We start from the raw sequence: 21654 nt of genomic DNA on the forward strand, positions 1-21654 counted from the left end.
GACGTTGACGTGGGCGAACGCTGCTCACACCAACGCTGTTGATCTCTTACGAGGGAGGGCGCCCGCGGTGCTCACCTGACTATGACCGCGCCCTGCTCCTCTACCTCGCTTTTCACGGACGCAGGAACGCCATCTCCTTCCTCGGCGACACCGAAGTGACGCTCGAAGACTTGGAGGCCCACCTCGCCAACCGACTCAAGGCCGAATCGTCTACTTCGGAGCCTGCAGCGTCGTCGACGTGCCCGACGAGCAACTCAAGGCGTTCTGCGCGAAGACGAAGGCAAGAGCAGTGGTCGGGTATACGAGCGACGTCGACTGGCTGGAGTCCGCCGCCTTCGACCTCTTCCTTGTCTCGCGCCTCGTCTGGTCGACCAGGATGGACCGGGCCTACAAACACCTCACCCAGCAGCACTCGCAGTTCACCAACCAGTTTGGGCTGAAGATCGTCACGCGGACATGGTCGTCTGCGATGCTGTCGAAGCCATCTACCTGAGCGTTGTCGCGACGTCCCCGTCGTCGCTGGGGAACCCGTCTTGGAGTGCCAGCGCTTTGATTCAGCGGCTCGCGCGGACGTCAAACACGCCTCGGTCCAGCACCAGCCGCGCTCCTGCTGCGTCCGCCTGCCGCTCGCTGAGGGTTCGGCGCGACAGCCGCTCCGGCAGCAGATCGGCAAACTTCAGCTGCTTCAGTGCCTCGTCGGAGACCTCGGTCGTCACCCCGAGTGCCTCGATCCGCTGCCGAACGCCAGCCATCGCGGCCGTGAGCGCCCCGGCTGTCGTTTCGGGAGCCAGCCGTAGGTAGCGGTCATCCACCTGCGACACCTCCTCGACGACGCCTGAGACCGCCAACGCGCTCAACAGCGTTAGGTTCGCCCGAGCGCCCGCCCAGGTCCACCACCGCAGCTGCTCGCCGTGCCACTCTCCTACCGCGCTGGCCCTCGGGTCGACGGCGACAGCGAGCTGTTCGCGCACCACGGCGAGTCGCTCCGTGGCCCTGCGGCTCAGGACGACGCCCCGCGGCTGGGCCCCGAGCAGCACGCGGCGCATCGCGTCGGTGAGGGCGAACGACAGTGCTCGTGCTCCGCCGGACCATCGAGAGGAGCCGACGCGGTCGGTCGGCTCCACGTAGGCGCGCCGCCGGCCCCAGTCGAGGTGCGTCAACAGCCACGAACGCCCGCCGAGGGACAGCACCCGGGGGCCTTCGACGGAGCGCGTGAACGCCAGCTGATCGAGGGTTCCGATCTCCAGCCGGCCGTGCAGCACGGTGAACTGGGGATCGGCGGTGAAGGCCGACAGCAGCTCGAGAAAGTGCCGGTGCCCATAGCGCCGCTCGGCCTCCCTGCCGACGAACAGCATCCCGCTGTCGCTGTCCAGGTAGCCGCGTTCCAGTAGGCCGTCGGTGATCTCCGCTAGTTCGTCGGCGCCTGCCAGGGGAAGACCGCCGAGCGCCGCCGGCCATGTCGTGCGCCCGACTCTTCCGTCCTGCAAGCACAGCGCGAGCAGCTGCTGTGCCGCCAAGTGCCGAGGCGACGGCGGTGGGGTGACGGGCTCGACGTAACCCTCGCTCCAGAGCAGCAGCAGGGCCACCGCTCGCAACAGCTCCTCGTCGGTGGTGGCCAGGAAGAGCATGGAGCGCGAGCTGCCCGCGCGGCGCCCGGCGCGTCCCAGCCGCTGCAAGAACGACGCGACCGTCGTCGGCGCTCCCAGCTGCAGCACCCGGTCAAGGTCGCCGACGTCAATGCCCAGCTCTAGCGTGGACGTCGACGTGATGACGCAGTCACGCGCTTCGGCGAAGGCGGTCTCGGCGCGCCGCCGCTCATCGACCGACAGCGACGAGTGCGACACGAAAGTCTCGGTGCCTCGCTCGCGCAGCGCTACCGCGAGCTGCTCCACGGTGCGGCGAGAGTCCGCGAAAACCAGTCGCTTCTCGCCGTGGTGTAGGGCCGCGACCACCGTGGCCGCGTTGGGCACCGACCCGACGAAATCCACCTGGAGGTCTGGAGCAGCCGGAGCGGTGGCGGCAGGCGGTGCCACGACGGTCGCAGGACGGGTGCCTCGGCCGCTTCCCTGCAGCCACGCGAGGAGCTCATCGGGGTTGCCCACCGTCGCGGACATTCCGACGCGCTGCACCGACCGCCCCGCGACCCTAGACAACCGCTCGAGGACGGCAAGCAGGTGCCACCCGCGGTCGTCGCCTGCGAAGGCGTGGACCTCGTCGACGACGACGACGCGAAGGTCGCCGAACACACGGCGGTGGTCGACCCGCGTGGAGACGAGCATGGCCTCCAGCGACTCCGGCGTCGTCAGCAAGAGGTCCGGAAGGTCCTCCAGGAGGCGACGTCGAGTGCCCGCCGTCGTGTCTCCGTGCCACAGGCCTACACGCCGCCCGGTCCACGACGCGTACCCGGCCAGGCGTGGCTCGAGGTTGTTGAGCAGCGCCCGGAGCGGGCAGACGTAGAGCACCGACAGGCCAGTCCACGCCTCGCCGGCCATCCGGGACAGCAACGGCAGCACCGTGGCTTCGGTCTTGCCACCGGCAGTCGGCGCGAGCAGCAGCGCGTCGTGGCCCGCCACCAGCGGCGTGATCGCCGCTTGCTGGAGCGGGCGTAGCGCCTGCCACCCCAGGGTGTTGACTAGGTGGTGCTGGACGACGGGGTGGAGCTCCTCCACCTCAGAGGTCCAGGTGGACGTCGTCGACCGATCCGGCCGCGGATCCCGCGGCTTCCCGCTCGACGTCCGAGAGCTCCGCTACGCCGACGGTGAGGGCGTAGTCACGCCGCGGGTCGAAGTCCTCAAACTGGTCGACTCTGTCGAGCACCTCACCCACGAGCTTCTTGAGGAAGACGCGGGGCGCCACGCCGACCCGGCCTCCGAGCTGCCCGGTCACGGCACGAGCCAACGTGGCCACGTAGGCGTCGTCCACCACAGCGCGCACCCGGTCGCCCGCAGCGGCGCCGTCGGCGAAGAGATCGCGCACCCTCGCGCCCAGCGCCACGAGCCGCTCCTGGGTGAAACCCGGCAGCCGGAGCTGAACCGCGCGCGGGTTGTCGAAGCGCGCGTCGGTGGTGAAGTCGGTGGCCAGCCGCTGGGCCAGTGGAGCGAGCCGCGCGACACCGCTGGGCCCGTCGAAGAACGCCGGAGTGCCGGTGACCACGAGGTAAAGACCGGGGTAGCGACCGGCGTCGACCTCGTCGAGCAGCTGCCGCAGCGCGTTGAGCGCCTTGTCTCGGACGTCACCGCGGACGCGCTGCAGGGTCTCGACCTCGTCGAGCACGAGGAGGAGGCCGGGGTGACCGGCGTCGCGGAGGACGGTCAGCAGCCCCTGCAGGAACCCCATGGCTCCGAAGTGGTCGAGCTCCCCGCGGATTCCTGCGGCGCGCTTGGCCGCGGCCGCCACGTGAGGCTGCCCGCCGAGCCAGGCGGCAAGTGCGTCGGCGCTCGGTGAGTCGCCTTCGGTCACCGCCCGGTGGTAGCCGCGCAAGGCCTGCGCGAAGGCTGGGGTGCGCGCGGAGACGGCAGCGAGACGGGCCTCCAGCAGCCTGTCGACAGCCTCAGCAAGCGCCGGTGAGTCCGTCGGCAGATGCGGGGACGCCGCGAGCGCGTCGGCCTGCAGCGTGTAGAGCCAGGAGTCGAGCACAGCTCGCAGGGCACTGGGCGGGAACGATGACGTCCGCAACGCCTCACCGATGCGCCGGTACACCGTCTCCAAGCGGTGGAGCGGGGTCTCGGTCTCGGAGATCTGCACTTCGGCGACGGCGAGGCCGCGACGCATCGCCCGCTCCGCGAGCCACCTGGTCATGAAGGTCTTGCCTGCGCCGTACTCACCGCGGACGGCCTTGAACGCAGCGCCCCCACCCTCGACGGCATCGAGTTCGGCGTCCAGCGCCGGCGCGAAGCGCTCGAGGCCGGTGGCGAGCAGGTCGAGACCCGCGGCCGGGACGGTCCCGCGTCGAAGGGCGTCGAGCACCTCCCGACGCCGTCGGGGCGACACCGACGGTGAGGATGGCGAAGCCGTCACGAGCCCAGCTCGAACTGCTCGCGCAGCAGTGCCTCGTCGAGCACGAGCGTCGTCCCGTCGACGTCGAGGCGGAGCGCCTCGTACCCCTCGAGGTTCAGCAGCTGCTGCACCTGCCGCACGGGTCCCAGCACGACCGCCTCCGGCACCGCGAGGAGTCTCGCGACGTCGACCAGCAGCAGCCGCTGCCCAGGTGTGTCTACGAGCGCCGCGACGAGGGCCGCCACCAGCTCCGGCGTCACAGCGCTGCGCCGCGCCGAGTCCACCTGAGCAGCGAATGCCGCACTGTTCAGCAGCCTTCGCGCCACGTCAGCACCCCTGGCGGACGCCTGGGGAGTTGCCGCCGGAGTTGCAGGCGCCGGCTGCGTGCTCCAGCTGAACAGGTGTCCCTCGTCGGTGGGCTCCAACGCAGCGACCGGCTCCCCGACGGCCGCACCGGTAGGCACCGGGGCAGGCGTGACCGCCAGGGTCACCGGACCCGTCCACCACGCGGGCGCCTGCGGCCCCGCCAGCCGTAGCGCCACCTCGGCGGGCAGTCCCGTCGGCACCACACCGGGGACGAGGACGACGACGGGGATCACCGCTTCCGCGGGCGACCCACCGCCGTGGTAGCCGGCTTTGAGGGGACCGAACCGCACGCGCTCGTCGACGGCGAGCACCGCCCGACCGCCGTGGAGCAGCACACGCCGGCCACTGACCAGCACCTCCCCCTTGCCGGCCGGCTCGGCGTCGCTCCGGGAGCGGCCGCTGGAGATCGAGGCGTATCGGCGCTGCTCCCCAAGGCGTCGCTCGATGACGTGTCCGTGGTCGCTGGTCAGCACCACGACGCGGCCGCGCTGCTGCGCGAGCTGCAGCAGCGGAGCGAGGTGTTTGACCGCGTCGGCGTCCCAGGTGGTGCCGCCGGGGTCGGAGCGGTCGAGGGCGTCGTCGACGGCGTTCAGCACGCACGCCACGAGCCTCGTGCCGGCGGTGTCCTCAACGGCCGCCCGCACGTCGTCGGCGACAGCGTGACCCTCGCGTGAGCTGTCGAGCCCCTTCTTGTGGATCAGCCGGGAGGAGACACCGGCGGCGCGCGTGAGGGCCTGGAACGCCTGGCGCTCCGTCTCCTGGGTCCCTTCGCGCAGCTCTCCACTGAAGAGCGAGGTCCGGCTCACCTTGGTGAGGGTCGGCAGCACGGCCAGGGTCGACGCGCGTCGCGCCTGGCCCGGCAGCACAGCCTCGGCCCACCCGCTGGTGCGGCTGGTGGTCAGGTGCTCGACCAGTTGATTGGCGATCGCGGCGCTCATGCCGTCGAGGACGAGCAACAGCACCCCGGACTCCACCTGCGGCGCCGCTGCCAGCGGCAGCACCACGTCGTGCAGCAGGTCCTCGACGTGCCAGACGCCGCCGTGCGAGCGACGGGTCCCAGGGCCAGTATCCGGGGGGTCGTCGAGAGTGTGAACCGCCAAGGCCTGCGCGAAGGTCTCGTCAGCGGCGGCGCGCCGGCTGCGGACACGGTGCAGGAGCGCCTCGAATGCGGTGTCGAGCTCGGGGTGGCCGGTGCCGCCGGCGAGCACGGCGACAGCGGTGTCCACCCACGCGTGCTCCGTCGTGTGCCGCGAAATGTGCTCAGCGAGCGGCGAGCCGGAGCCTGACGGCTCCGGGGTGGCGAGCCAGCGCCACAGCCTCACGGCTGCTTCCATGGCGCGCAGGCGCACGTCATCGGTGGCGTCCGCCAGCTGATGGCTGCGGACCGTCACCCAGGCGGTCTCGACGTCACCGCTCGTGCCGTCGCCGGCCCGGCGCAGTGTCTCCGCGAGCACGACGAGGCGTGCGTCGAGGCCAGCACGCAGGACCGGGGAGCGCCCAGCCAGACCCTCGGCCTGCACCCTGCGCAGCAGCTCGTCGGCGCGGGCGAGCACACGACCGGCGGCAGCAGACCGGGCGGTCACAGAGGCGGCGACGACCTCCGACCACGCCGTGAGCTGCGGTGGCGCTGGTACGGGCGTTCCGAGCCATGCCTCAGCGCGGATGCGCGCCGCGGCCGCGACTTCTCGCTCGGCGGTCGAGGCCGAGCCATCGGCGAGCGCGGCCGCCACGGTCCCCATGACGAGTCCCCAGGGCGCGAGGTCGCTGACCTGGCCCGTCCGCAGCAGGTGCTCGACGGGGCCGCGGACGCCAAGTGCGGCAGCTGCGAGCCACTGCAGCACGGCGTCGGTGAGGACGTCGCCCGCCAGCTCTCGCAGGTCGGCGATGCGGGGGACCGCATCCGGCCGTGTCGACCACTCCAGCACCGCGGCGAGGTCCGGTGATCCGCCGGACCAGCCGAGGTGCTGGACGGCGACTGCTGCGAGGGCATGGTCGCGAGTGAGCACGCCGCCTCGTGCAGCGGGCCACCCGTCCACGGAGGTCGCGGTGAGCAGGCCGAGCGCGAGGTCGCGGGCGCCGGCACCCCCCGTGAGCGTGGGGTCAATGCCCGTGGCGGAGAAACTGTGGCGCACGGCGTCCCAGGGGTCTGGCGTGCGCAGTCGGTGCCCCACGAGGTGGGTGAGCACCCCGGCGCCGAGGTCCAGTTCGTCGCGGTCCGTGAGCAGCACCAACCAGCGTCCACGGCTCCGGCCCAGGAGCGCCTCGCGGACGGCGAGCGTCGAGCGGCACGCGACCACCCGCACCGGGACGCCCTCGTGGTTGAACGTCTCCGGCCCTGCCCACGACGGCGACGCGCGCACACCGAGCACGCCGTCGACGTACTTATGGCGGCGAGCGTCGTCGAGGAGCGCCCGGATGACCGGCAGGCGGACGGTCGACCGCCCAGGCGCCGCATCCGTGATGGTGGTCACGGCTCCAACCGCCAGTCGATCACCAGGTCGCCGTCGGCGCTGCCGGCGAGCACCTCAGCGAGTGCGTTGCTGATTTCCCGAGGCGTCGATCCGCGCGGCACGCGCACCGACCCACTGGTCTGGCCGGGCCGAGGGCGGGGTGTCGGTCCGGTCGGTCCCACGGGGACAGGAGGACGGAGGTCGCGAGGCTCCTGGCCCCGCTCCAGCCAGGCGAAGATCTGGTCCGAGGCCTGGCCGAGCTGCGGGGCGACGGGCAACGAGAACTCATCGCTGGCCATGGCCTTGCGCAGATCGTCGAGGATGCGCTGCGCCTCGCGCGCCCGCGAGCCGTCGCCTGCCGCGCCCTCGCGGAGCGGACGCAGACGAGACCACGTCCAGCTGCTGAGCGCTGCGGTGACGGAGGAGGCCGTCGACATCGAGCGGGCCGCCGCCGTGTCGTCAGCGGCGGAGTCCACCTGGGCCAGCACCTCCACCAGTCTTACCGGGGTCGCTGCCCTGGTCAGTCGCTCGACGAGCGCCAGGGACCTGCGGGCGGTCGCCAGACGCTTGGGCGCTGGGCCAGCATCGCCCTGCGCCTCGTCAGAGGTGTCGAGTCCCAATGCCGTGTACGCGTGCTCCACCGCCGGAATCAGGCCGAAGATGCGCGGCATCTCGCTGAGTGCGAGGTGCACCTGCTCAGCCCAGGCATTGAGCCTGCTGGCGGTCAGCCGCGGTGGTGCCACCACCCCGAAGAGAACAGCGGCCCGGTGGGTCGCCACAGCCCAGTCGGCGTCGCTCGGCATCGCTTGGGTCCGGAGCTCGTACGTCGGCTGCAGCGCGCCGGGGCGCGGGACCACCGGACCGCCGTGGTTGCTCCACGCCCGTTGGCGCAGCGCCGCCCACGCCATGATCACCAGGTCGGCGACCTCCGGGCGCAGGCCCCATGCCGGCTCGACATCCGCGATCCAGTTACGCAGCTGCGCGACTGTCACGGGGTCGGTGTCGGAGACGCCGGCGCGCGTCGCCGCCCGGGTGATCTCGGCGGCCCAGGGGCGGAGGTACTCGTCCCCGAAGAGGAAGTGCGTCTCCGCTGCCCTGCCGACGCCCAACGCGTCAGCCACCCGCCGCGTCTCAGCGATCTTCCCTGTCAGAGGGACTCGCCCGTCGGGGTCTGCCACCGCCCGCTCGACGTGCTCGTACACCGCCACCAGCTCAGCCACGGTGACGGGCCGGTCTGCCGGCTGGAACAGGGGGTGCTTGGGGTAGGTGTGCGACCACGCCTGGTCCAGGAGCGCGGTGAAGGCGGCGCGCAGGTCGGCGCCCACGGGCGGCTGCGGCCTGAACGAAGCCGAGAGGCTGACGAAGACCTGCGTGTGCCCAGCGTCGTCGATGACGGCGGTGGCGTTCGGCGCTGCGGCGCCGTACGCCACCTGCACCACGCCCTGCAGGTCCGCGCGGCGCGCGGCGCGCTCGGTCTCGAGGTGCGTCTTGGCGGTGAGCCGGTCGGCCTCGGAGAGGTGGTCGGCGTGGGCTGTGAAGCGCTCCCCGTTGCCGCTGAGCAGCCACTCGAGGATAACGAGGCGGCGGAGCTCACGCATGCGGTCGTCGGTGAGGAAGCGCGGCAGCCACACCAGGGTGTTCGTGTCGAGGCCCTCGTCACGGAGGCGCTCGACGCGGCTGAGGTCCTCGGCGGCGGAGTGGCCGGCGTCGTCGAAGGGGTGGTCGATGACCAGCCGCCAGGTGCCTTCGCGCGCCGTGAAGTGGTCGCGGGTAAGCCAGTCGGTGTCGCGGACGTTGCCGAAGACGACGTCGACCTCGCGCTGCGAGCCGCGCCACACGTGGGTCTGGCGGATGGCTCCGTACATGTCGGGCACGCTTTCCGCCAGCCCCAGGGCCTCGCGAACCAGCTCGCGAAGCAGCTCGCGGCGGCGGCCCTCGTTGTCCTCCCCTGCGGCGCGCTGGACGATCGACTCGGAGTCGACATCAGAGAGCCGGACGGCGATGACGGGGTTGCGGCCGTCTCCAGTCACGGTGATCTGCGGGACGTCTCTGGCCCACTCACGCACCTTGGTGAGCACCACGCCCACCTCGCCACCAGGGAGCATCGTGGTGATGGATCCGTGGTTCAGCGAGGCGAGGCGCGAGGCGGTGAGTTCCTTGAGCGCCGGGACGTTGGGGGCAACAGCCGCCAGCAGCAGTGTCTTCACCAGACGGTCGTCAGTGAGGTAGCCGCCGGGCAGCGCTGCGGGCTCGGCAAGGTCGTGAGGTGTCAGACCGTAGCGACGCAGCAAAAGTGGCTGCAGCTTGTCCGCGTACAGCGCACCGGCCGCGGCGAACTTGGCGGCCACGCTGCTGTCGAGAGCCTCGCTGCCGGTCACGACGTCGTCGAAGATGTCGCCCACAGGGATGACCTCGTCGACAGTGAGAATCTCGCGGCGGTCGACGAGCATCTTCTGCATGACCTTCAGCGCGGTGCGCTCGCGCTGCATGACGCTGGCGAGGGAGCGCAGCGTGGAGACCAGCGCCGGTGAGAACGGATAGGTGAGGCGGAACGCTGCCTCGTCGGCGCCGCGGTGGCGGTCGTCAGTGTTGACGCCGTCGAGCAGCACGCTCCACACCGCGGGCCGGCGCTCCAGCGCGGCGAAGGCATCGTCGAGCACCCGCTCCCCCTCGGGGCCGCGGCGGCGCAGCACCCGCTGACGGGCGACGTACGGGAGGTTGTCGTCACCGAGCTCGATGGTGGCGAAGCGCCCCTCCTGGTGGCGGAAGGCGCGGTCCAGCGCCTCCTGCTCCGCGCCGGTGACGCCGGAGTCGGTGAACCACTTGCGCAGGTCCACCTGCCGGGCCACGAAGGAGACGAGCGGCACGGCGCGGGTACCAGTGGAGCTCTCCACCAGCTTGGTGATCTTCTGCACCTCGCGGCGGAAGAAGACCGGGTCGCGCACGGCGTTGGTGAGCCACAGCACCAGCTCGTCGAGGAAGAGGACGACGCCGTCGTAACCGAGGCTCTTGGCGTGCCGGGCGATGGCGTCCAGACCCGACTCGAGGTCGACCCACTCTGCCTGACGCGTGTAGGAGCTGAAGAACACCTTCACGAGGTCGGTCACCAGCTGCTGTCGCTCGGGCGCCTGCGGGGAGGCAGATCGTGCCGCCTGATAAGAGCCAGCTGTCCAGGCCTGGGTCTGGAGCAGTGCACCCCACACGCCACCGGCTGCCCCCGCGGAAGCGCCCGCCGGGCCGAATGACCCAGCGCCGGAACCGTTGAGCGCGGCGAAGAATCGCTCGTCACCGAGCAGCTGCCGCTGGCGCTCGGCGTCCACGAGGATCTGCTGGCTCTCGTGCAGCGGCGCGAGCGGCGCCTCCGGGTGCAGCTGCGACATCTGCCGCTCGTAGCCGGCGAAGATCGCGTGCTCCACAGACGGCGCGGCCAGAAAATGGAAGGCCAGTGGCAGCAGCTTCGCCTCACGCAGCGCGGCGTCGTGCTTGGCGACCACCGGCTGCAGCTCGCGCTTGTCCCGCGCCGTCGCGTCGTGGCGCAGCAGCGCGTGGAGCACGGCCATGAAGTGGCTCTTGCCTGACCCGAAGGAGCCAGTGAGGAAGGCAGCGCGGCTGGTGCCGGTGGTCAGGGCATCGGCGACGATGCCCAGCGCACGGTCGAAGGACGCGACCAGCGGCTCGGTGACCACGTACTCCTCGATGGCCCGCCTGCTCGCGGCGCTGGCTGCGGCGTCTGCGCTGCCCCCACCGACGTTGTCGGTGAGGCGCAGCACATAGTCCTCGGCGAGCGAGCGCTCGGGGATCTCCAGGACGTCCTTGAGGAGCATGGGAAGGGTCAGGCCTTTCGGGGTGCCCGCCCGCGGCGGGGCGGTTCGGGTCGCCAGGCGGCGAGGTCGTCGAGAGTGGCGCCGACCTGGGCCATGCGTTCGGTGAGCTGGTTGGCGACGAACTCGGCGGGGCTGACGCCGTAGGTCGGGTCGAGGTCGGAGTGCCACTGGCGCACCCACGGCAGCAGCTCGGCGAGCCCCGCGACGAGGGGCGTGAACCGTGACTCAGCCCAGCCCTCCTCCTCACGAGCCTGCAGGACGACGGCGATGGCGAGCGCCTGCTGGGCGTGGTCCCACCCGGCCCAGCCGAGCAGAGGCGTCGGGTCGGTCTCGCGACCCGCTCCGGGATAGGAGATGAACCGCTCCTTGGGCACGTCGAGCTTGCCGCGCGCCTGCCAGTACGAGCCGCGGACGAAGTCAGCGGAGGTGTACTTCGGCGGCACGGGGATCACGCCGACGTCCTCGCCCGCGTCCTCGCGGCGCTGCAGCGCCCAAGTTTGCTCCCACGCCTCCCGCTTGCGCAGGCCGGAGTCCTTGTAGCGCATGGCCGCGAGGTAGGGCACCGCCTCGCCGGCGAGCAGTTCTGCAAGAGCGCGGACGACGTCGACGTCGCGCTGCCCGCTCCACAGCTCCAGCACGCTGACCAGGTCGCTGTCACGGCTCACGCGGTCAGCGAGCTGCGCGACGGACTGCGGCTGCGGCCGGCCCTGACGATCGAACCACAGCGCGCGGTCCTCCAGCCGGTCGAGGAGCCAGTCGCGCAGCGCGGCGGTCTGCTGCTTCTCCCACGGCTCGGACGCCCACCGGCGCTTGTACTCAGGCTTCTCCAGCAGGCGGATGTGCGGGTTGCTCTCGATGGCGTCGAGCCGCCGCTGCACCACCCGCCGGTAGGCGGCCGGCCAGTGCTCGGGGATCTCGGTCATGGGCTTGGACCCGTGCCTGGCGAACCACGCGGTGGTCTCTTCGCCTGCAGCCACGCGGCGAGCGAGCGCGATCTCAAAGGCTCGCTCCCCTAGCGACACCTCGGGTACCTCTTCGGCATAGGTGAGGTCGTCGTCGAGAATCCCGTAGAGCCGGTAAACCTCGAAGTCGAGCTCTTCCTGCTCGGCCACCATGAGCCGGCGCGTAGCTTCGTACTCCTCGCGCGCGAGTTTGAGCGGCAGCGCTTCAGGCACCTCCCCCTTAGCAACGGCGGACGGCGTCAGCGACGTCAGCCGCCGCGCAAGGCCATCAATAAGATGGCCTTGACGGAGCGGGAAGTCTACCGGCAGGGGATACTCTTGGAGAGTAGTTCCGGTAAATTCATACCGCTCTTCCCATGCCTCGTCTTGCATACCCCTACCGTTGCCACCCCCCGCCTTGTTCTGACTATTCTGTTTGAGCCAGAAGCACGCCGCCGAAGAGTTAAGTACAGCTAGCAATGCTAGATGGTGCCCTTCGGTCGAACGTGCAGGCAACTTGATAACTGGCGCCGACTGCTTAAATACCCTCCCTCCGCGATCTAGAACGAAATGGTTGTGCGTGGCCACGAATGCGAAGGTTATTGACAACGGGGTGGAATACCTTGCCGCCACCCAGCGGTACCACAGCCACCACGGTGCACCCGATTCTGCTCGCGTCTCGCCACCAAACCCCGTGATGTTGTTCAGGACGGCCTTGAGCGGCCACTGCCGGCGAAGCCAGCTCTTGTGGCCATTGGCAGTTGTGAGACATCGGTCGGGGAGGATTGGCGTGAACGAGGAGAAGCCAGGGCTATTGTCCCAGTCGCGAACGAACTCCCCAATGACGACCTCGCGGACATACTTGGCGGGGATTCCCGCCCGCACCAATGAGCGACCTGACGCAAAGAAGGCGTCATCGGCCCCAGGGAAGCTGGCGAAGCCAATCTTCCCAAGGATTACATCGCCCAGTGTCGACGCGGAATTGGCCATCAGGTGCCGGCCAAGGAGATTGGCGCCGCCTCCAGTGAGGCTCCACGGATGCCGCAAGAATGTGCGTCGCGGAGCTTCGACCACCGACACCCATTCGTCGGTCCAGCCCGGGGTGCCCATATGCTCAACGATCGAGCTCCAGACGAACCCCTCCTCCGGCGCCGACGGGCGGCCGGGCTCACCGCGGATACCGAGAACTGCGCGGACCGTGTCGCCCACCGGGCGCTGCGGACGACCGACGAGGATGACCGTCGGAGTTCCGTGCCCTGGGATGTAGGCGCCGGAGGTGTCGATCACCAGTCGGAGGTCCTGCTTCGCCAGGAACTCCTCGATGAGCGGAGCACCAAACTCGCGCTTCATAAAAGAATTTGACGTGATCTGACCAACCCACCCGGCAAGCTGCGTATCGGTGGCACGCCTCGCAAGCCCAAAGAAGCACTCCATGAAGGGAACCGTCAGAGCGTACTTCCCCTTGCACATCGGATAGAGCTTTCGATATGCCTCGTTGAGCGCCTTATCCTTCACTGTGATGTATGGCGGGTTGCCCACGACAGCGTCGTACGAGCCGGGGGTAAGGATCCTGTCAAGCGCAGCAGTGTCCTCGTGCGCATAAACGTGCAGACCCTCGTAGTGCACTTGAGTCTGCGGCGCGGCGTAGATGAGGGTGTCGCCAACCGCAAGGTTCGTCGTCAGTGCGGGAGCCGTCTCCAGCGATGTTAGCCCACACTCCTTCAGCGCGGCGAGAAGTAGCCGGAACCGGGCAATCGCCACCGCGAACGGGTTGATGTCCACACCGAAGACGCCGTCCAGCGCCTGCTGCACGCGGGCCTGCAGCTCCAGACCTGGCGCTTTGCGGTGCCAGCGGTCGAGAAGCCTGCGGAAACCGCCGAGCAGGAAGTGTCCCGACCCGCAGGTCGGGTCGATCATCTTGAAGCCGTCGAGCGGCCGCTCGGCCAGTGCAGGCTCCAGCGTCCGGTCAAGGATGAATTCCTCCACAAACTCCGGTGTCTGCAGGAGCGCGTACGTGCTCTTAGCGTGCTCGGACAGGTCCTGGTAGAGATCTCCGAGGAAGCGCGTGTCCGGGTCGGCGTCGGCCAGGTCATGCACGAGGGCGCCGTCGTCGTCGCGCGACCGCCAGAAGTCCAGCATGCGGCCCGCTGCTCCACCGGAGATGGGCAGCAGCCGGAACGGCGCTCGGGCGTCGACCAGCGCCGCCGTCGGCGGCAGTGACCCGAGGTGGGCGAACGCCTGCTCCAGCCATTCCCGGTCGGTGTGCTCGGGGTGGGTGCGGAAGTAGGCGAGCTGGTCGTCGAGGGCGTCCTGCCGGCGCGGGCCGGGGCCTGTGATCCATGTAGGAGTCACCAGCGCGTTGTCCTCGCAGAAGCGGACGAACACCGTGGTGAGCACCCAGGACACGGCAACCTGCGTGATGCGGTCGTCGCGCCACGCGCCCCAGGCGCCCGCGGTGCGCTGACGCCGAACAGCGTCGTGGTGCTCGGCCTGCCAGGCCGCACGTCGTTCGTCGTCGCGGTCCAGTTGCTCGCGCAGGTCGTCCTCGAGCTGCAGCACCAGCCGCTTGAGGTCTTTGGTCAGCGTCGGGGTGGCCGTCATGCCGTCACTCCTGTCGTGCCGGCGGCGCGCTGCCGCAGCCACTCGTCGTCCACGGTGAGGTACTGACCCGGCGCTGCCAGCGGCAGCGGGGTCCTGTCGATGACCGGTCCTCGCTGGATCGACAGCTGCGGCACGAGCACCCAGACGGCCTGGCGGCGGCGCGCCGACAGGTCGCTCCAGCGACCGAGCGAGGCCAGGTGCCCGTAGCGGGCCAGCGGGGAGACGTCGGTGAGCAGCACTGCGCGGGAGCCCTCCGCGCCGACGTCCATCGCCCGCTGGACGGCCGCCTCGACTCCGGGGAGCGCCTGCGTCACCAGTGCGGCGAGACCCTGCTGGTCGATGCTCCCCGGGGTCGCGGCATCGGCTGCCTCGACGGTGTCCCACGGCACGCCGAAGCGCTGGGCTGCCTCACGCATGCAGGTCAGCAGCACCTCGGTGACGTCCACGACGTCGACGGCGCCTCCGTCTGCCGGTGTCCGCGCCTTCATCGCAGCCAGGACCTCGCTCACGCGCTGCCCAGCGACTCCAAGCGCCAAGAACGAGCGAGCCGCGATGCTCTCGGCCAACCGGCGGTCGACCTGCCCGTAGCCAACCGCGGAGACGACAGGAACGCCCGTGACGGTGGCCGCCCGCGAAGCGAGTCCTGTCGTGTCACCGACCTGGGTGCGAGCGCGGAAGCCGTGCTCGGCCTCGTCCCACACCAGGTCGAGCCCCGCCTCGCGCAGCAGCGCCTCCAGGTGGGCGCGGGACGTCGGCAGAGGAGGAAGGGCCGGGAAGCGTGCACGGAACCGTGCGACCACCTCCGTCGGGGGGAGCCGTTCGCTGCCCTGTGCTCCTGCCAGGGCGAGAGCGAGCGCCGTGGTCGTCGGCAGGTCGAGGCTGTGTAGGTCGCCGCTACCGCTACGGCCAACACCGCTGCCGACCAGGCTCGCCACCGCGACGCCGAGCGTCACCAGTCGTCCGGCATCGCCGAGCAGCGGAGCCTCGGGCTCGAGCGCGGTGGCGGCGACCTCACGAAGCTCGCGCGCAGCGCGAACCTCGGGCACGAGCACCTCACCGGCGGCCACCGAGCGCGCAACGATCTGCGCCGTCGCCTGCCCTAAAGCGTCAGCAGCGTCGAGGAAAGCGGCGTCGGTGCCCAGCAGGGCGATCCGCCCGCCATGGCGGCGGCTGACCACGGTGGCGACCGCCGCGTCGTCAGCCTGCGCCTTGCTGAACGCCGCGAGCCTGTCGACGGCGAGGCGCAGCAGCCCGCTCGCCACGCGCCGGTCCGCCACCGACGGCGGCCCATGGCTCGCCGTCGGCACGAAGCGGGCCAGCACTGCGTCGGTCAGCTCCGAGACGGTGGCGACGCCGCCCGCAGCCGCCAGGGCGTCGCGCACGGCGCCAGCGACCCCGTCGAGGAGCGCGCGGCTCGGGGCGTGGCCCGCCCAGTCGTTCTGGAAGTCGGCGAGGTGCTGACCGGCACGGGCACGGGTCACGTCCAGCGCGTCCGCCAGCTCCTGCTGGCTCGCGAAGGCGTCGAGCTCGCCCTCCGCTCCGAGCACGAGGGCCGCTGCCTGCCGTCGGCTACCACCGCGGCCACCGAGTGCCTCCAGCAACAGCTGGCAGGCAGCCTGCAGCGTGACGCCGGCGCTCGGTCCTGCAGCCCCGGCGGGCGGAGCCGGCCGCCCCCCAGCGGTGACATCGGCGAGCAGCCGCTTGCGCCACGCGCTCGCCCGGCTCTTGACCTCCTTGCGGGTGGCCTCGGAGACGCCCCTGAGCCGGTTGAGGCCCACCGGGTCGACAGCCACCAGGTCACCCACGGTGAGCACGTCCAGCTGCTCCACAGCGGAGAGCGCTCGTGCCGACAGTCCCGCCTCAGCCAGGGGCGTTGACGGTTGGGCGGCCTCGGCGCGTGCATCGGCGTCGTCGGGGACGGTCTTGGGCACCGGAGCGAACAGCGCGCGCCATGCGGCGAGCATGTCGGCGGCGGTGTCGTGCCGCTGAGCGGTGTTGCGGGAGAGTGCGCCGCGGAAGAACTCGACCATGCCCGCAGCGACGGCAGGGTCGAAGGCCTCCGCGGTGAATGTAGGGATGTCGACCCCGGGCGTCGAGCCGGCGTCGGAGCGCCCGTCGCCGTACACCGGCGTCGACCCCGTGGCCATCTCGAAGAGGACGACGGCAGCGGCGTAGCGCTCAGCTGCGGAGTCGAATCGGTCGCGCCCTCCAGTGCCGAGGAACGGATCGAGGTAGGGCGGCGTACCAGCCTGCAGCGACGTGGCCGCGGCTCGCGAGAGCGAGAAGTCGAACAGCACCAGATGCGGGCCGCGGTTCCTGGGCTCCCGGATGCCGAGGTTGGCCGGCTTGAGGTCTCGATGGTCCACGCCCTTGCGGTCGAGGGCGACGAGCACTTCCAGCAGCTCCGACCCCCAGCCCTCGAGCCGGTCGAGCGAGAGCCGGCCCCGGCGGCTCAGTTCATCGGCCAGGGTGCGTTCGCCGGCGCTCTCCAGCAGGAGCGCCCGGCGCCCCCCAACCTGCAGCGGCCCCTCCAGGAGGGTGACCACGCGCGGGTGGTCAAGGCTGCGCAGCACCTCGGCCTCGTCGGCGAGTCGTGCGGCCGCGGCATCGTGAAGCGCCACCTTGAGCACGCGCCGCACCGGCGGCGCCGCGGCGTCAGGGCCCTCGTGATGCTCGACCAGCAGCCCGGCTGCTGTCGAGCCCGTGCCCAGGCGGCGGACCACGGTGAAGCGCCCGTCGAGGACAGCTCCCGGGGCAGCGTCGAGCGGGTCGACCTCGTCGGCTCCGCTGTCCGTCTCGGTGACCGAGCGCTCGGCGTGAGCGAGCTCCTCGAGGAAACTCGCGACGTCAGGGGTCCGTTCCCCCACGACGGGATGTGTGGCGTGCAGGACCACGTGGCGCAGCGCTCGCGAGACCTGCGGAAGGTCAGCAGCAAGGTCGAGGCCGCCGTCGCGGCTGAGCCGCTCCCGCAGCGCCGTGACGTCACGCGCGGGCTCGCGTCCGCTGACCAGGTAGTACGCCAAGGCGCCGAGGGCGAAGACGTCCAGCCGCACTCTGTCGACAGCGCCGCGCGAGCGGCCCTCGGGCGCCTGGAAGACCTCCGGCCGCAGACCCTCGACGTCTCGGCGGCCAACCTCCTGCAGGGAGGTGGCGGCGAGCCTGCGGGTAGCGGCGACTCGGACAGTCGTCTCGTCGAGCCAGCGGGTGACGCCGTCACTGCTCCGGGCGCCAGCCTCGACGTCGCCGGCGCTCTGCCAGTCACCGACCAGCACCCGCTCACCGCTGGAGTGCACTGAGACCACCAGCGGTGACAGCCCGCGGTGTACCACGCGGTTGCCGTGGGCGTACGCCACCGCTTCGGCGACCCTGCGGAGCAGTCGCAGCTGTGCCGGCAGCGCCACGCCCGTGGGCTGGTCGCTGAGCCACAGGTCAAGACGCTGGAACTCGTCGTCGACGGGGTAGACCAGCCCGACGCCCAGCTCGGCATCCACCAGGTCGGCGGGACGCAACACCCCCTCGTGCTGCAGGCGCGAGGTGATGGAGAACTCATGGCGAGCAGTGCGGCTCACCCGCTGCTGCTCCGAAGCGGGCGCGCCTGGGAGCGGGACGAAGAAGCGCACCCGCCCGCGTCGGGTCTGCTCGACCCGGTGGAACGCGGGCCAGTCCTGCCACCCCTCACCGTCGCCGAGCGGCTCCTCGTCGATCACCCAGGAGCCGGCTTCCCTCTGGCGCCGAGGAACGGCACCGATGCGCTCCATGAGGACCGCGATGGTGTTCGACCGCTCGGCGGTGATCACGTTGTCACCAGGACGGGGTGCCTCGAGGAGCCGGCTGGAGAGGTCCGGCAGGTTGGACGACCGGCCGTGCCGCTCCAGACCGAACAGGTCGATGGCGGAATCGTCCGGGAGCGCGCTGCGGAAACCGGGGTGGTGCAGGAACACCGCCTCCTGGACAAAGGGCACCATGCTGCGCACGTCGGGCGCCTGCCAGCGCTGCCCTTCCGCCAGCCGGCGGAACTCATCCTGCAGCTTGGACGCGAGCCGCTGTGCCTTGCGGCGGGCGAGCTTGAGAGGCGAGTCCTCGGCACGGTGGCCGTCACGGAGCCAGCGGTGGTCATCACCACGAAGCGTGCCGCTGTAGTACTTCAGCTCGACGAGGTGCAGGCGGCGGCGTCCCAGCACCAGCAGGTCGACCTCGTGCCACTTGCCATGCGAGTCACGGAACTCGAAGTTGCTCCAGGCCCGGTAGGGGGCGGCGTCGGGGAGCAGCGCGCGGACTCGGCGGAGTCCCTCGGACTCGTGGGTGAACTGCGACGGCGAGACCTCGACCCACCGCGGCAGCTGCTCCAACAAGTCCTTACCCCCTCTTCCACCTCATCGACGAGGATCGCGAAGGAGTATTTCAGTCGGACGGAAACCCCGTACTGGAACCCCATGATCGGGCGTCTCGGCGAGGGCACGGCAACCGCGCGAGGAGTGCCCGCGCTCGGCGTGCCGAAGACCGCCCGAAGGGGCGAAGCGGTGGGACGGCCTGCGCGGTGACGATTGCCGGATGACGTCTCTGGCACGCAACCTCCATGCGGCGGCGCAAGGCCACGGCCTCGCGGACCTGCGCATCGACGTGCATCGAGAGCTGACGCCGGGGCACTCTCACCCCTTGCAGGAGTGGACGGCCACCTTCCGAGCTGTTCAGCTCGCCGAAGGTCAGACGGTCACCCTGGGCACTGCGGACCTCTGGATCGGCGACATCTACGACGCTGACCTGGTCAACGCTGCCGACGAGATGCACGGGGACCTGGTCACCGTTGTCGAAGCAGTCGTCACGGAGCTGGACGCGCTTGACGACCGGCCGGACAGCCCGGTGGAGGACGTCATCGGCGGCACCATCCTCGTGGTCAACGAGATGCGCCTGGAGCCGAAGTGGCGGGGCTTCGGGCTCGGGCCGCTCCTGCTCGCCGAGGTGATCGAGTCGCTGCGGGCGGGCGTCGACGTCGTGGCCTGCTACCCCATGCCACTCCCCGACCGCGGTGACGCGATCAACGCACTCCCGCACGGCGGCGAGGGCCTACGCCGGAAGGGGCAGGCCTCGCTCCAGTGGACGTGGCGGCAGGTGGGTTTCGAGCCGCTGTGCAGCAACCCCGAGGTGTTCGCCCTGTCCCTCAGCACGACCTCGTTCGACGAGCACCTCCAGACGCTGCGGGAGGAGCACCAGCCGTTCCTCGACAGCTGGTGGGAGCCGCTCGCGCCGTGAGCAGCTGCCTGTCCCCATCTGGGCTGGGCTGAAGCTACTCCGTGCTCGGCAGGTCGAGCCGTTCCAGCACCTCTTCCGCCAGCGCTCGGAACTCGGCGAAGCACAGCTGGACGTAGCGCTGGGTGCTGCCGATGGCGCCGTCGGCGGTGCGCAGATCGAACATCGGCTTGCGCGCGTCGTGCGACAGCGGCATCAGGCTCCGGAAGTTCCGCACCGTCCCGATCGCCGGATCGACGAGAGACTGGTCCGTAGTGCCGAGCGTGCTGCGGTAGACGTCGGGGATGCGGTCGAGCCACGTCTGGTAGGCCTTGACCGGTCGGTCCAGGCGCATGCTCGGCTGCATCACCACGTAGCCCAGCGGACGCATCTCACCGCTGGGGAGGCTGACGTCCAGCGTGATGCGGGGGCGGGCGGTGCCCTGCCAGTCCTGCCTCCACCGGTGGAGCGCGGGCCCGAGGTTGCGAAGACCCTGCACGCTGAACAGGTCAGCGCCGAGCGGCACGACGACGTGGTCGGCCGACAGCAGAGCGGCGCGGTTGAGGGCACCGAGGTTCGGCCCCACGTCGATGAGGGTCACGTCAGCCGCCACCTCCGAGGCGGCAGCCGCGGTCAGCCGGTGGAACGCCGTCGTCGCGCGGACGTCAGCGTTGCTGCTCCCCGTCAACGTCGACGGCCACGCGGCAGCGAGCTTCTCCTCGAAGCGGCTGAGGTCGAGATCGCCTGCGAGCAGCCAGAGGTCCTCCGCGACGAGTCTGGGAGCGGTGACTCGGACATCGCCGGTGCCCTCGACGATGGGGTGGACGGCTCCTGCGATGGTGGTCCGCTCCTCCAGCGGCGCTGTCCAGAGCGACTCGAGGTCGTCGTCGCCGAGAAAGTGCGCGGTGAGGTTGGCCTGCGGGTCGAGGTCGACCGCCAGGACGCGCCGACCGAGGCGCGAGATCATCGAGGCGAGGTGGTAGACCAGCGTGGTCTTCCCGACGCCGCCCTTGTTGTTGAAGAAGGCGACGGTGGTCATGCGCGTCCTCTCAGGGTGACCGTCCACGAGGACTGGTCGATGACGAACTCCGGCGGAGGGTTGCCGTTCTCCGCCATCAGTACGCGGGTTCTGCCGATCCCTCGCCCGAAGCGGTTCACGAAGCCCAGCGTCTTGAGAGCTGCTGCAAGGGAGGGGTTGCGGTAGTCGTTGGTCGACGAGAAGTTGTCCGCCGTCACCACTCCGTACGGGCCGCCGGGGTTGGAGATCTCGATCCGGTCGTCGAACCACTGGACGCGCACAGGCGCGTGAGTGGAGTCATAGGCGCGGTGCATGAGGGCGTTGAGCAGCACCTCCCTCACCGCAGCCATGGGGTACGCAGCCAAGGTGCGCTCCGTGAGGAGTCCGTCCGCCTTCGGGCGCTGGGTGACGTTGGCTTGGATCAGGGCGGTGAGCGTCCGGGTGCCGGTGATGAGGTTGTCGCGCACCTCCTCCTCGTCGACGACGTCAGCGGCGACGTCCGTCCCCGCGTACCTGACGAACTGGACGTAGGCGCCGGGGAGCCAGGCCGTCGGGTCGAACGCCCCCAGGACGATCCCCGTCGGCGTCACCCGTTCCTGCGCGTCGAGGATCCCGAGCGAACGCAGCTGCTGCGCGAGGGGGCGGTCGTTCTCCTCAAGCACGTCAGGGTCCACTGCTGCGGTCACGTAGGTGGAGCTCAGCAGCTCCTTGTCCAGCGCGTCGATCGACGTTCCCGGCAGGCCCCTGGAGTCGAAGGCGCTGACAGCGGCGGTGCGTCGCTCGAGGAGAACCCGCTCGTCGTTGGCGTTCGCTGACTTCACCTGCGGCCCCGGGCGGACGTAGACGACTCCCTTGAAACGCACCGGAGGAAGCTCTGCAGCCTCGACGCGGATCCGCACCACCGGCAGGCCGTCGTACACAGCCGCGCTGACGTTCAACGAAGGTCGCGGAAGGATCTCGCCGTCGTTGCGCAGACCGAGGAAGCGCTGGAGCTCCTTGTCGCTGGTGTCAGCTCCCCACGCCGCGCCGTTGTCGTCCACCCCGATGATGATGTCGCCGCCACCGGCTCCCGCCAGGTCGTTCGCCATCGCGCAGACGTTCTTGCGGACGTCGTCGAAGTGGTCGATCTGTCGCTTGAACTCGAGGGACGCCGCCTCGCGTCGGCCCAGTACCTCAGCCAGATCCACCTGCACCCGACAAGTCTGCCGCGTCCGCCGCGGAGCACGGTGCGG

10 protein-coding genes are annotated in these 21654 nt (G+C 70.5%); 2 read left to right on the forward strand and 8 right to left on the reverse strand.

The genetic code is table 11. The features are described 5' to 3' along the window. Positions 1–238 precede the first annotated feature (238 nt). Entirely contained in the window at positions 239–493 is a 255-nt protein-coding gene (locus BXY45_RS18585) for a hypothetical protein (RefSeq protein WP_109776030.1), read from the forward strand. Positions 494–554: 61 nt separating this feature from the next. Here BXY45_RS18585 and BXY45_RS18590 read toward each other — a convergent pair whose 3' ends face one another. From BXY45_RS18590 to pglW, 6 genes are read right to left on the reverse strand one after another with little or no spacing between them, the layout of a single operon-like run. After that, entirely contained in the window at positions 555–2669 is a 2115-nt protein-coding gene (locus BXY45_RS18590) for a DEAD/DEAH box helicase (protein ID WP_109776031.1), read from the reverse strand. A gap of 1 nt (position 2670) precedes the next feature. Beyond that, on the reverse strand, positions 2671–3990 hold the full coding sequence (brxD, locus tag BXY45_RS18595; RefSeq protein WP_211319736.1) for a BREX system ATP-binding protein BrxD: 1320 nt from the start codon (positions 3988–3990) through the stop codon (positions 2671–2673). A gap of 23 nt (positions 3991–4013) precedes the next feature. After that, the gene (pglZ, locus tag BXY45_RS18600; protein ID WP_170131610.1) at positions 4014–6833 is read right to left on the reverse strand and encodes a BREX-2 system phosphatase PglZ; all 2820 of its coding nucleotides are present in this window, start codon (positions 6831–6833) and stop codon (positions 4014–4016) included. Further along, the gene (locus tag BXY45_RS18605; RefSeq protein ID WP_109776034.1) at positions 6830–10636 is read right to left on the reverse strand and encodes a DUF6079 family protein; all 3807 of its coding nucleotides are present in this window, start codon (positions 10634–10636) and stop codon (positions 6830–6832) included. Before BXY45_RS18605 ends, pglZ begins: the two co-directional genes overlap by 4 nt. 8 nt (positions 10637–10644) lie before the next feature. Then, positions 10645–14178, reverse strand: coding sequence for a BREX-2 system adenine-specific DNA-methyltransferase PglX (gene pglX, locus BXY45_RS18610; protein WP_109776066.1), 3534 nt, complete (start codon positions 14176–14178; stop codon positions 10645–10647). Continuing rightward, entirely contained in the window at positions 14175–18530 is a 4356-nt protein-coding gene (gene pglW, locus BXY45_RS18615; protein ID WP_109776035.1) for a BREX system serine/threonine kinase PglW, read from the reverse strand. The genes pglX and pglW overlap by 4 nt, the downstream gene beginning before the upstream one ends. Positions 18531–18729: 199 nt before the next feature. Between pglW and BXY45_RS18620 the strand changes: the two genes are divergently transcribed. After that, positions 18730–19428, forward strand: a complete 699-nt coding sequence (locus BXY45_RS18620) for a hypothetical protein (protein ID WP_109776036.1) — start codon at positions 18730–18732, stop codon at positions 19426–19428. 34 nt (positions 19429–19462) lie between these two features. Here BXY45_RS18620 and BXY45_RS18625 read toward each other — a convergent pair whose 3' ends face one another. Both BXY45_RS18625 and BXY45_RS18630 read right to left on the reverse strand, forming a co-directional pair. Further along, on the reverse strand, positions 19463–20443 hold the full coding sequence (locus BXY45_RS18625) for a ParA family protein (RefSeq protein ID WP_109776037.1): 981 nt from the start codon (positions 20441–20443) through the stop codon (positions 19463–19465). Next, positions 20440–21615: an ATP-binding protein gene (locus BXY45_RS18630; RefSeq protein WP_109776038.1), complete on the reverse strand. Its 1176-nt coding sequence runs from the start codon at positions 21613–21615 to the stop codon at positions 20440–20442. Before BXY45_RS18630 ends, BXY45_RS18625 begins: the two co-directional genes overlap by 4 nt. Positions 21616–21654: the final 39 nt, after the last annotated feature.

The organism is Quadrisphaera granulorum, assembly GCF_003149145.1.
Lineage (GTDB): Bacteria > Actinomycetota > Actinomycetes > Actinomycetales > Quadrisphaeraceae > Quadrisphaera > Quadrisphaera granulorum.